Genomic DNA, 16,381 nt, shown 5'->3' with positions numbered 1-16,381 from the left:
ATCTATGACTGACACGACGCTGCCGCCTGGTGATGGACCCGCAGACCGGATCGAACCGGTCGACATTCAGCAGGAGATGCAGCGCAGCTACATCGATTACGCGATGAGCGTGATCGTCGGCCGCGCCCTGCCGGAAGTCCGCGACGGCCTCAAGCCGGTGCACCGCCGCGTGCTGTATGCCATGTACGACAGCGGTTTCCGGCCGGATCGCAGCCATGCGAAGTCGGCACGCTCGGTGGCCGAGACGATGGGTAACTACCACCCGCACGGTGACGCCTCGATCTACGACACGCTGGTGCGCATGGCCCAGCCGTGGTCACTGCGCTACCCGCTGGTTGACGGGCAGGGCAACTTCGGTTCACCGGGGAATGACCCGCCGGCCGCGATGCGGTACTGCGTGACTGGTGATGCGTTGGTGGCGTTGCCGGAAGGTCGTTCGATCCGAATCGCGGATGTGGTGCCTGATGCAAAGGCCAACAGCGACAATGTCATTGAACTCAAGGTCCTGGACCGGCACGGTGCGCCTGTCGTGGCAGATCGGCTCTTTCACTCTGGGGAACACGCAGTATTCCAGGTGCGGACAGAGGACGGGCATGAGGTAACAGGCACCGCGAACCACCCGCTGCTGTGTCTAGTGAACCTCGGTGGTGTGCCGACGGTCCTTTGGAAGCTCATCGAAGAAATTCGACCGGGTGACTGCGTGGTGATGAACGCCGGATATGTCGCCAATACTCAAGCGTCCGCCCGCATACCCGTCGCGGCCGAAGACGTACCCGGCCTCCAGCAGTTCCTCCGCGAATACGGGAACGATGTTGATGCTTCTGCCATCGCCACCGATCTCACCGACGGCCGCTTCTACTACGCGAAGGTCGCTGCCGTCACCGCAGCGGGCGTCCAGCCGGTATACAGCCTCCGTGTCGACACCGATGATCACGCGTTCCTGACCAACGGATTCGTCAGCCACAACACCGAGGCCCGACTGACGCCGCTGGCCATGGAGATGCTGCGCGAAATCGATGAGGAGACAGTCGATTTCATCCCCAACTACGACGGGCGGGTGCAGGAGCCGACCGTGCTGCCCAGCCGGTTCCCCAACCTGTTGGCCAACGGTTCGGGCGGCATCGCCGTCGGCATGGCCACCAACATCCCGCCGCACAACCTGCGCGAGCTCGCCGAGGCGGTGTTCTGGTGTCTGGACAACTACGACGCCGACGAAGAGGCGACGCTCGCGGCGTGCATGGAGCGGGTCAAGGGTCCCGACTTCCCCACCTCCGGCCTGATCGTTGGATCCCAAGGTATCTCCGATGCCTACACGACCGGCCGCGGTTCCATCCGGATGCGCGGAGTCGTTGAGGTGGAAGAGGATTCGCGCGGCCGTACGTCGTTGGTGATCACCGAGCTGCCGTATCAGGTCAACCACGACAACTTCATCACCTCGATCGCCGAACAGGTGCGCGACGGCAGGCTGGCCGGCATCTCCAACATCGAAGACCAGTCCAGCGACCGGGTCGGGCTGCGCATCGTCGTCGAGATCAAGCGCGACGCCGTGGCCAAGGTGGTGCTGAACAACCTCTATAAGCACACCCAGCTGCAGACCAGTTTCGGTGCGAACATGCTGTCCATCGTCGACGGGGTGCCGCGGACCCTGCGCCTGGACCAGATGATCCGCTACTACGTCGAACACCAACTCGACGTCATCGTCCGGCGCACCACCTACCGGTTGCGAAAAGCCAACGAGCGGGCTCACATTCTGCGCGGTCTGGTCAAGGCGCTCGACGCACTCGACGAGGTGATCGCGTTGATCCGCGCGTCGCAGACCGTCGACATCGCCCGCGCCGGCCTGATCGAGTTGCTCGACATCGACGAGATCCAGGCCCAGGCCATCCTGGACATGCAGCTGCGGCGGCTGGCGGCCCTCGAGCGGCAACGCATCGTCGACGACCTGGCCAAGATCGAAGCCGAGATCGCCGATCTGGAAGACATTCTCGCCAAACCGGAACGTCAGCGCGGCATCGTGCGCGACGAACTCGGCGAGATCGTGGAGAAGCACGGCGACGACCGTCGCACCCGGATCATCGCGGCCGACGGCGATGTCAGCGACGAAGACCTGATCGCCCGCGAGGACGTCGTCGTCACCATTACCGAAACCGGCTACGCCAAGCGCACCAAGACCGATCTGTACCGCAGCCAGAAACGCGGCGGCAAGGGCGTCCAGGGTGCCGGGCTCAAGCAGGACGACATCGTGCGGCACTTCTTCGTCTGCTCCACCCACGACTGGATTCTGTTCTTCACCACCCAGGGCCGGGTGTACCGGGCGAAGGCCTACGAGCTTCCCGAAGCCCTGCGGACCGCGCGTGGTCAGCACGTCGCGAACCTGCTGGCCTTCCAGCCGGAGGAGCGCATCGCCCAGGTCATCCAGATCAAGAGCTACGAGGACGCCCCTTACCTCGTGCTGGCCACGCAGAACGGGCTGGTGAAGAAGTCGAAACTGACGGACTTCGACTCCAACCGGTCCGGTGGGATCGTGGCGATCAACTTGCGCGGCGAAGACGAGTTGGTGGGCGCGGTGCTGTGTTCGGCCGAGGAGGATCTGCTGCTGGTGTCGGCCAACGGCCAGTCCATCCGGTTCTCCGCCACCGACGAGGCGCTGCGGCCGATGGGCCGCGCCACCTCCGGCGTGCAGGGCATGCGATTCAACACCGACGACCGGCTGTTGTCGCTCAACGTGGTCCGCGAGGGCACCTACCTGCTGGTCGCGACGTCCGGCGGCTACGCCAAGCGCACCGGGATCGAGGAGTACCCGGTGCAGGGACGCGGCGGCAAGGGCGTGCTGACGGTGATGTACGACCGTCGCCGCGGCCGCCTGGTGGGAGCTTTGATCGTGGACGACGAGAGCGAGCTGTACGCGATCACTTCCGGCGGAGGCGTCATCCGCACCACTGCCAAGCAGGTCCGCAAGGCCGGACGGCAGACCAAGGGGGTGCGGCTGATGAACCTGGGCGAGGGCGACACCTTGCTGGCCATCGCGCGCAACGCCGAGGAGAACGCGGACGCGGAGGTCGGCGTCGACGAGTCGGGTGGCTAACCGGGCGGGAGTCGGCCGGTCCGGAACCGGGCATAGACTCAGCTACCTGAGCGGACATGTGAGGAGTCGGGGTGAGTTCACCGAACGAGCCGGGCGGCCCCAGTCAGGGTGACAGCCCGAACGGGGACGGGGCGGCCGAACGCGCCGGGGCGCGCCATGCGGCGACCGGTTCCGGCCGCCTACCCGAGGGCGCGGACTCCCCGCCCTGGCAGCGGGGAGCGGCCCGCAGCGGGTCACCGACCGGGCCCCGTCCGGCGGCCGACCCGCCCACCGACGTCCGGACGCCCACCAGTTCTGAAGCTCGGCTGAACCGTTTCATTTCCGGGACGTCTACACCGGCGCCCGGCCCACCGGCGGAGGTCTCAGCCGTGCGCAGTGAAAATCCACCCACCGAGGCCTACGCCAGCGAATTGCCGGATCTGTCCGGCCCGATTCCCCGGGCCACGCAACGTAAACCGGAACGGGCCGCTGAGACACCCTCGGCGCCCGCCGCGCGCCCGGCTGCCGGCGAGGCGCGGGAAGCGCGCGGCGTCGCGGTGGGCTCGCGGCGCGGTCGCGGGCCGGTGCGGGCCAGCATGCAGATCCGCCGCATCGACCCGTGGAGCACCCTGAAGGTGTCGCTGCTGCTGTCGGTGGCGCTTTTCTTCGTGTGGATGATCGCGGTGGCGTTCCTCTACCTGGTGCTCGGCGGCATGGGCGTGTGGGCCAAGCTCAACAGCAATGTCGGTGACCTACTGAACAACACCAGCGGCAGCAGCGGCGAACTGGTGTCGAGCGGAACCATCTTCGGTGGGGCGGTTCTGATCGGCCTGGTGAACATCGTCTTGATGACGGCGATGGCCACCATCGCCGCGTTCGTCTATAACCTGACGACCGATTTGATCGGCGGTATCGAAGTGACGTTGGCCGACCGGGACTAACGTTTTGGGAGTCGGGCGGCCGGTGCGGTAATCTCGTCGCTCGGCCGTACTGGCAGTACGGGCCTATAGCTCAGGCGGTTAGAGCGCTTCGCTGATAACGAAGAGGTCGGAGGTTCGAGTCCTCCTAGGCCCACGACCATGTGCCCGTCCAAACGTCGTGTGAAGTTCGTGTTGCCGCTGGCTGCGGCCGCCGCCCTGGGTGCGGCGGCGGTGGTCCGTTCGCGGCGCGATGTCGAGGTCTGGCATGTGGCGCCTGATGTGGCCCCTGGTGATCAGGCGGACCACCCAGAGGGGCCTTAGCTCAGTTGGTAGAGCACCGCCTTTGCAAGGCGGGTGTCAGGGGTTCGATTCCCCTAGGCTCCACAAATTTCGGGTATTCCGGTTCATTCGCCGAGTCAGCGCTGGCGGCGCTCAGCCTGCGCTGAGAACGTGTTCAGGCCACTGCCGCAGCACTGCGCGCAGTACCGATTCCGGCAGCGCAGAGTCGAGAGGGAGCGGCCCGTTTCCTACGGGCGCGGCTGCACGTCCACGCTCGGCGGGCGCGGCGAAGGCTCCGGCTGTGCGGAGCGCCGAACGATGGTGAAGGCGACGGCCCCACCGGCCAGGACCACGACGGTGGCGGCTCCGGCGATGAGCCACGGTTTCTTGCTGCGGCGCTGATTGCGGCGCGCTTCCTGCAGCAGCTGCGGCAGGTTGGCGACCACTTCCTGGGCGGCGGCGAGTTCGAGCCCGATCGACTCCTGGGCGGCCGCGAGTTCGCGCGCCAGCCGGCCTTGCTGGTAGCGGCGGCGAAGCTCGGTGGCGGTGGAGTGGGCCGACTGGACGCCGAGGCCGACAACACCACGAGTGACGTCCACCGGTCCCACCGCCGAATAGGTCAGGCCACGGGTCAGTCGCTCGCGTGGGGTCAACGAGGCTTCCGCCTTCTCGCTCATCTGCCGCCTTTCGATGTACTGCTCAAGCCTTACGCAGTCCTACCAGGTACCGGCCCCTCGGAGCTAGAGGATGGCCCACACCGTCATCGGAAGGATGCGTACGACCGTGTACCGGCTGCGGGCCGGGCCGCGCGTAGTGGCAGACTGTGATCCCGTGACTAACAGCCCCATTCAGACCGCTACCGCCACGCTGCACACCAACCGCGGAGACATCAAGGTCGCCCTGTTCGGGAACCACGCACCCAAGACCGTCGCCAACTTCGTCGGCCTGGCGCAGGGCACCAAGGAGTACTCCACCCAGAACGCATCGGGTGGTCCTTCGGGCCCGTTCTACGACGGCGCGGTTTTCCATCGGGTGATCCGGGGCTTCATGATCCAGGGCGGCGACCCGACGGGTACCGGACGCGGTGGTCCCGGCTACAAGTTCGCCGACGAGTTCCACCCCGAACTGCAGTTCGACCGGCCGTACCTGCTCGCGATGGCCAACGCCGGCCCGGGCACCAACGGCTCCCAGTTCTTCATCACCGTGGGCCCGACCCCCCACCTGAACCGGCGGCACACCATCTTCGGCGAGGTCATCGAGCCCGACTCGCAGGCCGTCGTCGACGCGATCGCGACCACGGCGACTGACGGCAACGACCGTCCCACCGAGCCGGTCGTCATCGAGTCGATCACCATCTCCTGACGCGACGCACTGCCGCGAGGGTCCGCAGAATGTCACGCCCATCGGCGTGTCGGTGTACAAACGCGGGCGCTCGCGGCAACTGAGCCCCACGCGGGAAACGAGCCCCACGCGGTTCAGAGGCTAGCCCGCGTAACCGGCGTCGGTGAGAGCGTCGAGCACTTCCAGCGGGTCGGTGCCAAGGTCCCAACGGGACAGCACCAGCAGCCCACCGTCGACGGTTTCGAGTTCCAGCAGTCGGACCCGGCGCCCGTGGCGGCGGAACTCCGAGATGCGGATGATCTTGATGACCTCGCGGCGCAACACCTGCGTGCGCAACCAGCCGCGCACCACCAGACCCTCGGGGGTGATTGCCAGCTTCGGTCGGGCACGCCAGGATCCGCCGGCAAACAAGAGCAGGCCCGCTGCGGCGATTCCGGCGAGCACTCGCGCCGGCGGGTCTGTGACCAGCGTCACAGCGGCGATAGCCAGGACCGTACCGCCGATCGCGCACGCAGCGATGCCGGCCGTCTGCGGCGCCCACTCAGTTTGCTGCATACGTTTGCCGGGTCCCCTCACCATGGCAGATACGGTTATCCACAGACGCTATCAACAGTGGGGATGAATCACACGCGTGTGATTGGGTGACAGGAAGGTTGCCGGCGTGATAACGGACCAACCGCGGAATGAATGCATCACGCGCCCGCTGATCCCGTCCCGCGGCTGCTCAGTGCCAGCGCATCGTGAGCAACAACCCGGTGATCATGAAAGCGAATGCGATCGCGTAGTTCCACGGGCCGAGTTCGGCCATCCAGTGCAGCGCCGCGGGGGCCTGCGGCCCGTAGGCGGCCAGCTGGAACACCATCAACCAGACCAGCCCGATCAGCATGAGGCCGATGAACAATGCGACGAACCACACGCTCGACGGCCCGACCTTCACCTTCACCGGAGTGCGGCTTACCGCGCTGACGGTGAAGTCGTTCTTCTTGCGGACCTTCGACTTGGGCATGTGTACCTCTGATACCTCAACTACGAGCGGGATGGGTGCAACGTTTACCGTTGCATGCAGGTAGAGCTCGGCTACGAGACTAGCCCACAGGAGACACCATGATCGATCGGCGCCGTTCGCCGTGGCGCTTCGGTGTTCCGCTGGTGTGCCTGCTGGCCGGGTTGCTGCTGGCTGCTACGCACGGGGTGTCCGGTGGCTCGGAGATTCGCCGCAGCGATGCGCCGCGCCTGGTCGATCTGGTGCGCGAGACGCGCTTGTCGGTGAGCCACCTGGATGCCGAGCGGGAAGCGTTGAGCAGAAAGATCGACGCCGCGCACGGCCGCTCCTCGGACGCCGCCCTACAGGCGATGCTGAAGCGGGCCGCCGAGCTGGCGGGCGAGGCGGACATGAACGCGGTCCACGGCCCGGGCCTGGTCGTGGTGCTCAACGACGCCCAGCGGGACGCCAACGGCCGATTCCCCCGCGATGCCACCCCGGACGACCTGGTGGTCCACCAGCAAGACATCGACGGGGTACTCAACGCCTTGTGGAGCGCGGGCGCGGAGGCGATCCAGATCCAGGACCAGCGCATCATCGCCTCCTCGGCGGTCCGATGCGTGGGCAACACGCTGCTGCTCAACGGCCGCACCTACAGCCCCCCCTACTCGGTCACCGCGATCGGCAACGTCGCGGCCATGCAGGCGGCCCTGGCCGCCGCGCCGCTGGTGACGCTCTACAAGCAGTATGTGGTCCGTTTCGGCCTCGGCTACCGCGAGGACGCCAAGTCCGATGTCGCCGTGGTCGGGCATGCCGAACCGGTCCGGCTGCACTTCGCGCAGCCCATCGGCCCCATTGGCTACTGACGTCAGCCGCCCCCTGCTATCCGAGCGGACGGTAACCTGTCACGATGCGGATCCTGGTCGTCGACAACTACGACAGCTTCGTGTTCAACCTGGTTCAGTACCTGGGCCAGCTGGGCGTCGAGGCCGCGGTGTGGCGCAACGACGATGCCAGGCTCGCAGCACCCGAAGCCGTCGCCGCCGAGTTCGACGGCGTCCTGCTCAGCCCCGGCCCGGGCACCCCCGAGCGGGCGGGCGCCTCGATCAGCCTGGTGCGGGCGTGCGCCGCGGCGAGCACACCGTTGCTCGGCGTCTGTCTGGGACACCAGGCCATCGGCGTGGCGTTCGGCGCGACCGTCGACCGCGCGCCGGAGCTGCTGCACGGCAAGACGAGCAGCGTGTTCCACACCAATGTCGGTGTGCTGCAAGGACTTCCGGACCCGTTCACGGCCACCCGGTACCACTCGCTGACCATCCTGCCCGAGTCGCTGCCCGCCGAGCTGGAGGCCATCGCGCACACCCAGAGCGGGGTGATCATGGCGGTGCGGCACACCACGCTGCCGATTCACGGCGTCCAGTTCCATCCGGAGTCGATCCTGACCGAGGGCGGCCACCGGATGCTGGCCAACTGGCTGAGTTACTGCGGTTGGGCCCGCGACGACACGTTGGTGCGGCGGCTGGAGAACGAGGTGCTCACCGCGATCCGGCCGCATGTTCCGACCGACCTGCCCGGTCCGCCGGGGGCTACTGACCGAACTTCAGCGTGATCACGCCGTCCCGGTTCACCCCGGTTCCGGCCGGCGGATTCTGGTAGACCACCTTGTTGTGCTGGGCGCCGCCGGCGTCGACGTCGGCGCCCTTGTCCAGCAGACCGATCCAGCCCAGCGCCCGCAGCCGCGGCTCGGCGTCGGTCCAGAACATGCCGGTCACGTCGGGCATGATGAACTGGTTACCCTTGGACACCTGTAGTTCGATGACGGTGTCGATGGGTTGTGTCTCACCCTTGGCCGGATTGGTGCCGATCACCTCGCCGGCCGGGCGGGGGCTGTCCACCTGGGTCTGGGTGATCTTGGTGAAGCCGTAGACGCTGAGGTTCTTCTGTGCGACGTCGACGGTCTGCCCGGTGACGTCCGGGATCTGTTTGGTCTCCGGACCGGAACCCACAATGATCGTGATCACGTTGGTGATCGCCGAGGTCTGGTTGGCCGGCGGGTTGGTCCCGACCACTTTGCCCAGTAGTTCGGGGGTGGAGGGCGAGTTGGACTGCTTGAACTTGGTGAACCCCGCGGCGGTGAGTTTCTTGACCGCCTCGGAGTAGGTCAACGACGACACGTCGGGCACTTCGCGCTGCTCGGGGCCGGTGGACACGTTGATGGTGATCTCGTCGCCGGCACCCGCCGAGGAGTTTGCGACCGGGTCGGTGCCGATGACGTGATCCGGCAGGATCTGGGAGTCGGGCTTCTGCTGCGTTCGGGTCTTGAAACCCTTGTTCTGCAGCGCCACGATCGCATCGGCGGATGTCTGTCCCCGGACGTCGGGCACCTGAACGCTGCGGGTGTTACCGCCGAAGGTGTTGATCGCAATGGTCACCACGATGGTCAGCACCGCCAGCACCGCGACGACGGCCACCCACCGGCCCACCGAACCTGCACTGCGGTCCTGGGAGTCGTCGAAGTTCTGCCGGGGCAACGGGTCGGTGCGCGGACCGCCGTGGCCGCCACCGCCCGACGACATGAACGCCTTGCGCTCGGCACCGGTGAGTACCTTGGGCGCTTCCGGGGGCTCGCCGTTGTGCACCCGGACCAGGTCGGCCCGCATCTCCGCCGCGGTCTGGTACCGGTTCTCCGGATTCTTGGCCAGCGCCTTGAGCACCACGGCGTCCAGATCCGCGGAGATCCCCTCGTGCCGCTCCGAGGGCGGAATGGGGTCCTCGCGCACATGCTGATAGGCCACCGACACCGGTGAGTCACCGGTGAAAGGCGGCTCCCCGGTGAGCATTTCGTAGAGAACACAGCCCAACGAGTAGACGTCGGAGCGGGCGTCGACGGAGTCGCCACGGGCCTGCTCGGGCGAGAGATACTGCGCGGTGCCGATGACGGCGGCGGTCTGGGTGACGCTGTTGCCGCCGTCGGCGATCGCGCGGGCGATGCCGAAGTCCATCACCTTCACCGCGTTGGTGGAGCTGATCATGATGTTGGCCGGCTTCACATCGCGGTGGATGATGCCGTTCTGGTGGCTGAAGTTCAGCGCCTGGCAGGCGTCGGCGATGACCTCGATCGCGCGCTTGGGCGTCATCGGGCCCTCGGTGTGCACGATGTCGCGCAGCGTGACGCCGTCGACGTACTCCATCACGATGTAGGGCAACGGACCGGCCGGCGTCTCCGCCTCGCCGGTGTCGTACACCGCGACGATCGCGGGGTGGTTCAGCGCCGCGGCATTCTGCGCCTCTCGGCGGAACCGCAGGTAGAAACTGGGATCCCGGGCCAGGTCGGCCCGTAGCACCTTGACCGCGACATCGCGGTGCAACCGCAGGTCTTTGGCCAGGTGAACTTCGGACATACCGCCGAAGCCGAGGATGTCGCCCAGTTCGTAGCGGTCTGACAGATGCCGGGGGGTGGTCATCGCGGTATCTCATATCGGGCTGGCGCCGCGTGCAGTCCGGGTCCGGCGGTGCGCGGGTTGTTCGTCCAGTCGGGATCCGCACCGGGTGCGGGCCCGAACTCGGTGATCTGCATGCTCCCGGTGTTGGTGACCGTGGGCGGCGGCGACGGCTGGGTGTCGGCCTTGGAGTTGATGACGATCAGCACTGCGATGATGATCGCCAGCGCTCCGAGCACACCGGCGGCCCACAGCAGCGCGCGTTGCCCCGACGAGAAGGTGCGCCGAGCGGGTGGGCGGTGCCCGCCGGTGGTTCGGCGCGGCGCCGCGGTGCGGGTGGCGGGAGCGGGCGCAATTCTGGCCGGGGTTGCCGACGGGATGGCTGCGGGGGCGGCGCGACCCGGCGGGGGCGACTGGCTGGGTCGCGGCGGACGGCGCCCGGCCCGCACCGCGGCCACGGCGTCGGCGAATGGCCCGCCACTGCGATAACGCTGGCTCGGGTTCTTCACCAGGGTGATCTCGATGAGCTCCCGCACGTTGGGCGGCAGGTCGGCCGGCAGCGGTGGCGGCGGCTCCTTGATGTGCTTCATCGCCACCGTCAGTGCACCGTCGCCACTGAACGGCCGTTTACCCGAAACCACTTCGTAGCCAACGACTCCCAGCGCGTAGACGTCACTGGCCGGGGTGGCGTCATGGCCCAGGGCCTGCTCGGGGGCGATGTACTGCGCGGTTCCCATCACCATGCCGGTCTGGGTGACCGGGGCGGCGTCTACCGCCTTGGCGATACCGAAGTCGGTGATCTTGACTTGTCCGGTGGGAGTGATCAGGATGTTGCCCGGTTTGACGTCGCGGTGCACCAGACCGGCGGCGTGCGCGATCTGCAACGCGCGACCGGTCTGCTCGAGCATGTCCAGCGCATGCCGCAGCGACAGCCGGCCGGTGCGCTTGAGCACCGAGTTCAGTGGCTCCCCGTTGACCAGTTCCATCACCAGGTAGGCGGTGCGGCCCTCGCCGTCCATCGCGCTTTCGCCGTAGTCGTGTACTTGCGCGATGCCCGGATGGTTGAGCATCGCGGTAGTGCGTGCCTCAGCCCGGAACCGCTCGATGAACTCCGGGTCCTGCGAGAACTCCTGCTTGAGCACCTTGACCGCGACGCGCCGACCCAGGCGGCTGTCCACCGCCTCCCACACCTGGCCCATGCCACCGGTGGCGATCAGCCGCTGCAGCCGGTAGCGGCCGGACAGCGTCACCCCAACTCTCGGACTCATGGTCCCCCTTGCAAAGCAGCCTCGATCACTGCCCGTCCGATGGGCGCGGCCAGCGCGCCCCCGGTCGCGGACAGACGATCGCCGCCGTTTTCCACCAGCACCGCCACGGCAACCTTCGGGGCCTGGGCAGGCGCAAAGGCGATGTACCACGCGTGCGGTGGAGTATGCCGCGGGTCGGTGCCATGCTCGGCGGTACCCGTCTTCGATGCGATCTGCACGCCGGGGATGGCCCCTTTCTGCTGTGCGACTTTCTCGGCGCCGACCATCAGCTCTGCTAGCTTAGCGGCGACCTGCGGCGACACCGCGCGGCGCTGCTGGTAAGGAGCAGTGGTACTGATATTGGCCAGGTCCGGCCCCTTGAGGCTTTCTACCAGGTGCGGCTGCATCAGTACGCCCCCGTTGGCGATGGCCGCGGCCACCTCCGCATTCTGCAGCGGCGTCAGCGCGACGTCCTTCTGCCCGATGCTGGTCATGCCCAGTGCGGCGGCGTCGGAGATGGCCCCGACGGTCGATTCGGCGACCTGCAGGGGAATGGGATCCGGGGCCATGTCGAAGCCGAACGCGCGGGCCATGCTGCGCAGTGCGTCGGTGCCGGTAAGCAGGCCGAGCTGAACGAAGGCGGTGTTGCAGGACTTGGCGAAGGCCTCGCTCAGCGGCACCGTGTCACCGGGGCCGCAGGCGGTGCCGCCGTAGTTCTCCAGCGTCGCGGTGCTGTTGGGCAGCGGAATTCTCGCTGCCGAGGTCAGCTGCTGACCCTCGGTGGCGCCGGCCTGCAATGCTGCCGCAGTGGTGATCACCTTGAACGTGGACCCGGGCGGGTATGTCTCGGAGATCGCCCGGTTGATCAGCGGGTTGTCGGGGTTGTCCCGCAGGCTCTGCCAAGCCTGGGCCTGCACGTCGGGGTTGTGCGATGCCAGCAGGTTGGGGTCATAGGACGGCGACGACACCAGCGCCAGAATCTTGCCGGTGGACGGTTCGAGTGCGACGACAGCGCCCTTGCAGGGCGATCCGGCACAGCCTTGCTGCATGGCGTCCCAGCCGGCCTGCTGAACGCGCGGGCTGATGGTGGTGTCGACGTTGCCGCCGCGGGGATCACGGCCGGTGAAGAAGTCGGCCAGGCGTCTGCCGAACAGCCGTTCATCCGATCCGTTGAGCAGGGAATCCTCGGCCCGCTCCAGGCCGGCGCTGGAATAGCGCAGCGAGTAGAAACCGGTGACCGGTGCGTACACCGCCGGGTTGGGATAGACCCGCAGAAAACGGAAGCGGCTGTCGGTGGCCACCGAGTAGGCCAATAATTGGCCGCCGGCGATGATCTGGCCGCGCTGGCGCGAATACTCGTCGAGCAGCACCCGCTGGTTGCGCGGGTCGGCCCGCAACCCGTCGGCGGTGAACACCTGCGTCATGGTGGCGTTGAGCAGCAGCAGCACGATCAACGCCATCACGGTCATCGAGATTCGGCGCAGCGAGGTGTTCATACGCGCTCGATCACCTCGGTGCTGGCCGCCGCGATCGGTGACTTCTTGCGCGGGCGGGTGCGCAGCGGACGACGGGCACCATCGGAGATGCGCGCCAGGATGCCCAGCAGCACGTAGTTCGCCAGCAGCGACGACCCGCCATAGGACATCCAGGGCGTGGTCAACCCGGTCAGCGGGATCAGCTTGGTGACACCGCCTACCACGATGAACAGCTGAATCGCCAGCGTGGAAGCCAGACCGGCCGCCAGCAGCTTGCCGAAGCTGTCGCGCGTGGCGATCGCGGTGCGCATGCCGCGGATGATGACGATCGTGTAGAGCATCAGAATGCTGGCCAGGCCGACCAGGCCGAGCTCTTCACCGAACGCGGCGATGATGAAGTCGGTCGAGGCCGCGGGCACGGTGTCGGGTTGGCCGTTACCCAGACCGGTGCCGAAAATGCCGCCGGTGGCGAAGCTGAACAGTGCCTGCACCATCTGATAGCCGCTGCCGTCGGGATCGGCGAACGGATCCAGCCAGGTCTGCACGCGGACCCGGACATGCGCGAACAGGTGATAGGCCACCAGGCTTCCGCCGGCGAACAGCACCAGGCCCAGCATCACCCAGCTGAACCGCTGGGTGGCCAGGTAGACCACCACCAGAAAGGACGCGTACAGCAGTAGTGAGGTGCCGAGGTCTTTTTCGAAGACCATCACGCCCACCGAGATCACCCAGGCGGCCAGCAGCGGGGCCAGGTCGCGCGGCCGCGGCAGCGTCAGCCCCAGCACGTGCTTGCCCGCACTGGTGAACAGGTTGCGCTTGGCCACCAGCACCGCCGAGAAGAAGATCAGCAGCAGAATCTTGGAGAACTCCGCGGGCTGAATCGAGAAGCCCGGCAACCGAATCCAGATCTTGGCGCCGTTCTGCTCGGATAGCGACCTGGGCAGCAAAGCGGGTATCACCAGGAAGATCAGACCGAACAGGCCGCAGATGTAGCCATAGCGTGCCAGCTGGCGGTGATCCTTGAGAAAGGTCACCACCAAGGCGAACGCGATGACGCCGACCAGGGTCCACAGCATCTGCTGGTTGGCGCTGGGGTGCCCGTGCCGGCCGCCTTGCTTATCCACCAGGTCGAGGCGGTGGATCATCACCAGCCCGAGCCCGTTGAGCAGCGCCACCACCGGCAGCAGCAGCGGATCGGTGTAGGGCGCGAAGCGGCGGATGGCCAGATGGGCGATGCCGAACAGGGTGAGGAAGCCCAGCCCATAGGTGGTCAGGTCCCAGTGCAGGCCGCGTTCTTGGTTGGCTTCCACGATGAACAGGGCGGCGATGGTGATCAGAGCCGCGAAACACAGCAGCAGCAACTCGGCATTGCGCCGAGTGGGCAGCGGGGGTGTGACCGCTACCGGTGCCGGCAGTTCCGTCGTGGTCATGCCGCGGGTCGGCAATCAGCCTGCTGTTGCGGGTTCTCACTCGGTGTCGGCGCGGCCGTGCTGGGCGTTGTCGAAGACGGCATAGCAGGCGAGGCCGGGCTGGTGCTGGAACGGGTCGAGGGCGTGGTGCTGGGCGCCGGGGTCGGGCCCGGGGACGGGGTCGCCGGTTGGGTGGCCGGTGCCGGCGACGACGGGACGAAGCTGGGTTCGGGTGTGCCGCTGCTGTTGGTCGACGGGGCCGACGGCTCGGGTGCTGACGTGGCTCCCTGACGGCACTTGGGGCGCAGCGACTTGGCCAGCTCGTGGAGTTGTTTGCGGGCGCCTTCCAGGGTGTCGGAGGGCAACTGCCCGGCCTGCACCGATGCCCGGGCGGGACCGTTGAGGTAGTCGACCTTCATCAGGCGGCAGTTGCTGCGATCGGCGGGCTGGCCGGGACTGATGTCGGAGATCTCGTCGTTGGAGTTCAGGCAGCCCAACGAATACACCTCATGCAGCGACAGGCCCAGTAGCGATCCCTGAATGCCGCGCATGATGGCGACGGTGCCGTTGTGGTCAGCGACGTAGTAATTGTTCCGGATGACGGCGCGGCTGATGAGCAGTCCCGCGATCAGCAACAGCGTCAACAGCCCGACCATTAGCACGATCCGGCGCCGCGACCAGCGCCGTCGCGGCGGCGGTTCGGCCTGCGGCGCAGCCCGTTTGGTGACTTCGCCCTTGCGTGGGCCGATCGCCGAGGCTCTGCCGGCGGCGGTGTTCGGTAGCGTCAACTGGTCGTCATCGCCGTCGCCGGATACCGCACCGGCCAGAATCGGCTGAGTCTGGCCGAATTCGTCGTCAACGACGTCGGCGACGACGACGGTGACGTTGTCCGGACCTCCCCCGCGCAGCGCGAGTTCGATCAGGCGGTACGCGCTTTCGGCGACATCGGGTATCTGCAGCGCCTCGGCGATGGTTTCGTTGCTGACCGGGTCGGACAGGCCGTCGGAGCAGAGCAGGTATCGGTCACCGGCGCGCGCTTCGCGCATGGTCAGAGTGGGTTCCACCTCGTGCCCGGTCAGCGCCCGCATGATCAGTGAGCGCTGCGGGTGGCTGTGTGCCTCCTCGGCGGTGATGCGGCCCTCGTCGACCAGCGTCTGGACGAAGGTGTCGTCCTTGGTGATCTGCGTGAGCTCGCCGTCGCGGAACAGGTAGCCGCGCGAGTCGCCGATGTGCACCAGTCCGAGCCGATTGCCCGCGAACAGGATGGCGGTGAGCGTGGTGCCCATGCCTTCGAGGTCGGGTTCCATCTCGACCTGGGCAGCGATCGCGGCGTTGCCGGCCCGCACTGCCGCGTCGAGTTTGGCCAGCAGGTCACCGCCGGGCTCGTCGTCGTCGAGGTGGGCCAGGGCGGCGATAACCAGCTGCGAGGCCACCTCACCGGCCGCGTGACCGCCCATCCCGTCGGCCAGGGCCAACAACCGGGCGCCGGCGTAAACGGAATCTTCGTTGTTGGCGCGCACCAGGCCGCGATCGCTGCGGGCGGCGTATCGCAGGACCAGGGTCACGGGCGCAACTCTCCCCCGCTAACGGGCGGTACTCCCGCGCTCTCGGCGTCGTCGTGGTAGGAGCGGGTCACGGGCGCAACTCTATTGCCGTCTTGCCGATCCGAACCGGCGTACCTATGGGAACTCGCACAGCAGTTGTCACTTTGGCCCTGTCGAGGTAAGTGCCGTTGGTCGATCCTAGATCTTCCACATACCATTCGGAGCCGCGCTGAGACAGCCTGGCATGCCGAGTCGAGGCGTAATCGTCAGTCAATACCAAGGTTGAGTCGTCGGCGCGACCGATCAGCACCGGCTGGCCGCTCAGCGTGATCCGGGCGCCCTGCAACGCCCCCTCAGTCACCACCAGATACCGCGCCTTGTCGCGGCGCTGCCGCGGGGACAACAGGTTGCCGCGCAGCGTCAGCCCGCGACGCACCATTACCGCACCGGTGGGGGCATAGATGTCGGTGCGCAGGATCCGCAGGACCGACCAGATGAACAGCCATAGCAGCATCAAGAACCCGGCACGCGTCAGTTGCAGTACCAACCCCTGCATCCGGCGGTCCTTTCCGTCCCGGCACTGCCCACCCCGCGCCGCTTATGCCGAGCACCTCAGCAAAGTCACGATACTTCGACGGCGCTCGACGTGGGGAGATGCGCGGCAGCTTCGAGTCAGTGGG

Annotated in this window: 15 protein-coding genes and 2 tRNA genes; 8 read left to right on the top strand and 9 right to left on the bottom strand. The window is 67.1% G+C overall.

Features of this window, described 5'->3' with window-relative positions:
• Nucleotides 1-4 precede the first annotated feature (4 nt).
• From gyrA to AC5Y7D_RS14630, 5 genes are all read left to right on the top strand, one after another.
• Nucleotides 5-3,085: an intein-containing DNA gyrase subunit A gene (gyrA, locus tag AC5Y7D_RS14650; RefSeq protein WP_499925044.1), complete on the top strand. Its 3,081-nt coding sequence runs from the start codon at nt 5-7 to the stop codon at nt 3,083-3,085.
• A 71-nt stretch (nt 3,086-3,156) separates the two neighbouring features.
• Nucleotides 3,157-4,005: a DUF3566 domain-containing protein gene (locus AC5Y7D_RS14645; protein ID WP_499925042.1), complete on the top strand. Its 849-nt coding sequence runs from the start codon at nt 3,157-3,159 to the stop codon at nt 4,003-4,005.
• A 59-nt stretch (nt 4,006-4,064) separates the two neighbouring features.
• A tRNA-Ile gene (locus tag AC5Y7D_RS14640) sits at nt 4,065-4,138 on the top strand.
• Nucleotides 4,139-4,164: 26 nt separating this feature from the next.
• Nucleotides 4,165-4,305, top strand: coding sequence for a hypothetical protein (locus tag AC5Y7D_RS14635; RefSeq protein WP_499925040.1), 141 nt, complete (start codon nt 4,165-4,167; stop codon nt 4,303-4,305).
• Nucleotides 4,296-4,368, top strand: a tRNA-Ala gene (locus AC5Y7D_RS14630). The genes AC5Y7D_RS14635 and AC5Y7D_RS14630 overlap by 10 nt, the downstream gene beginning before the upstream one ends.
• A 143-nt stretch (nt 4,369-4,511) precedes the next feature.
• Here AC5Y7D_RS14630 and cwsA read toward each other — a convergent pair.
• The gene (gene cwsA / locus AC5Y7D_RS14625; RefSeq protein ID WP_499925038.1) at nt 4,512-4,940 is read right to left on the bottom strand and encodes a cell wall synthesis protein CwsA; all 429 of its coding nucleotides are present in this window, start codon (nt 4,938-4,940) and stop codon (nt 4,512-4,514) included.
• A 136-nt stretch (nt 4,941-5,076) separates the two neighbouring features.
• Between cwsA and AC5Y7D_RS14620 the strand changes: the two genes are divergently transcribed.
• Nucleotides 5,077-5,625 (top strand): peptidylprolyl isomerase, encoded by a 549-nt coding sequence (locus AC5Y7D_RS14620; protein ID WP_499925231.1) that lies wholly within the window; start codon nt 5,077-5,079, stop codon nt 5,623-5,625.
• Nucleotides 5,626-5,745: 120 nt separating this feature from the next.
• Here the strand turns inward: AC5Y7D_RS14620 and AC5Y7D_RS14615 are convergent, their stop codons facing one another.
• Together AC5Y7D_RS14615 and crgA are read right to left on the bottom strand one after the other, a co-directional pair.
• The gene (locus AC5Y7D_RS14615; RefSeq protein WP_499925036.1) at nt 5,746-6,159 is read right to left on the bottom strand and encodes a PH domain-containing protein; all 414 of its coding nucleotides are present in this window, start codon (nt 6,157-6,159) and stop codon (nt 5,746-5,748) included.
• A gap of 169 nt (nt 6,160-6,328) precedes the next feature.
• The gene (crgA, locus tag AC5Y7D_RS14610) at nt 6,329-6,610 is read right to left on the bottom strand and encodes a cell division protein CrgA (RefSeq protein ID WP_055578119.1); all 282 of its coding nucleotides are present in this window, start codon (nt 6,608-6,610) and stop codon (nt 6,329-6,331) included.
• A gap of 98 nt (nt 6,611-6,708) precedes the next feature.
• Here crgA and AC5Y7D_RS14605 point away from each other — a divergent pair, with 98 nt between their 5' ends.
• Together AC5Y7D_RS14605 and AC5Y7D_RS14600 are read left to right on the top strand one after the other, a co-directional pair.
• Nucleotides 6,709-7,452 carry a DUF881 domain-containing protein gene (locus AC5Y7D_RS14605; protein ID WP_499925033.1) on the top strand — a complete coding sequence of 248 codons (744 nt, stop codon included), beginning with the start codon at nt 6,709-6,711 and terminating at the stop codon, nt 7,450-7,452.
• A 44-nt stretch (nt 7,453-7,496) separates the two neighbouring features.
• Nucleotides 7,497-8,195: an aminodeoxychorismate/anthranilate synthase component II gene (locus AC5Y7D_RS14600; RefSeq protein ID WP_499925030.1), complete on the top strand. Its 699-nt coding sequence runs from the start codon at nt 7,497-7,499 to the stop codon at nt 8,193-8,195.
• Here AC5Y7D_RS14600 and pknB read toward each other — a convergent pair.
• From pknB to AC5Y7D_RS14570, 6 genes are all read right to left on the bottom strand, one after another.
• Nucleotides 8,173-10,050: a Stk1 family PASTA domain-containing Ser/Thr kinase gene (pknB, locus tag AC5Y7D_RS14595; protein ID WP_499925028.1), complete on the bottom strand. Its 1,878-nt coding sequence runs from the start codon at nt 10,048-10,050 to the stop codon at nt 8,173-8,175. The two genes, AC5Y7D_RS14600 and pknB, sit on opposite strands and share 23 nt — an antisense overlap.
• Complete coding sequence (locus tag AC5Y7D_RS14590) at nt 10,047-11,294, bottom strand: serine/threonine-protein kinase (RefSeq protein WP_499925026.1); 1,248 nt, start codon at nt 11,292-11,294, stop codon at nt 10,047-10,049. The genes pknB and AC5Y7D_RS14590 overlap by 4 nt, the downstream gene beginning before the upstream one ends.
• A complete protein-coding gene (gene pbpA, locus AC5Y7D_RS14585; protein WP_499925024.1) occupies nt 11,291-12,769 on the bottom strand; it encodes a D,D-transpeptidase PbpA in 1,479 nt (492 codons plus the stop codon). The genes AC5Y7D_RS14590 and pbpA overlap by 4 nt, the downstream gene beginning before the upstream one ends.
• Nucleotides 12,766-14,178: an FtsW/RodA/SpoVE family cell cycle protein gene (locus AC5Y7D_RS14580; protein ID WP_499925023.1), complete on the bottom strand. Its 1,413-nt coding sequence runs from the start codon at nt 14,176-14,178 to the stop codon at nt 12,766-12,768. The genes pbpA and AC5Y7D_RS14580 overlap by 4 nt, the downstream gene beginning before the upstream one ends.
• Nucleotides 14,175-15,722, bottom strand: coding sequence for a PP2C family protein-serine/threonine phosphatase (locus AC5Y7D_RS14575; protein ID WP_499925021.1), 1,548 nt, complete (start codon nt 15,720-15,722; stop codon nt 14,175-14,177). Before AC5Y7D_RS14575 ends, AC5Y7D_RS14580 begins: the two co-directional genes overlap by 4 nt.
• A gap of 67 nt (nt 15,723-15,789) precedes the next feature.
• Nucleotides 15,790-16,257, bottom strand: a complete 468-nt coding sequence (locus AC5Y7D_RS14570; protein WP_459360227.1) for an FHA domain-containing protein FhaB/FipA — start codon at nt 16,255-16,257, stop codon at nt 15,790-15,792.
• Nucleotides 16,258-16,381: the final 124 nt, after the last annotated feature.

It is taken from the genome of Mycobacterium sp. NGS49, assembly GCF_059812565.1.
The sequence above is the reverse complement of the archived record's forward strand: the minus strand, read 5'-3'. Positions and strand labels throughout refer to the sequence as shown.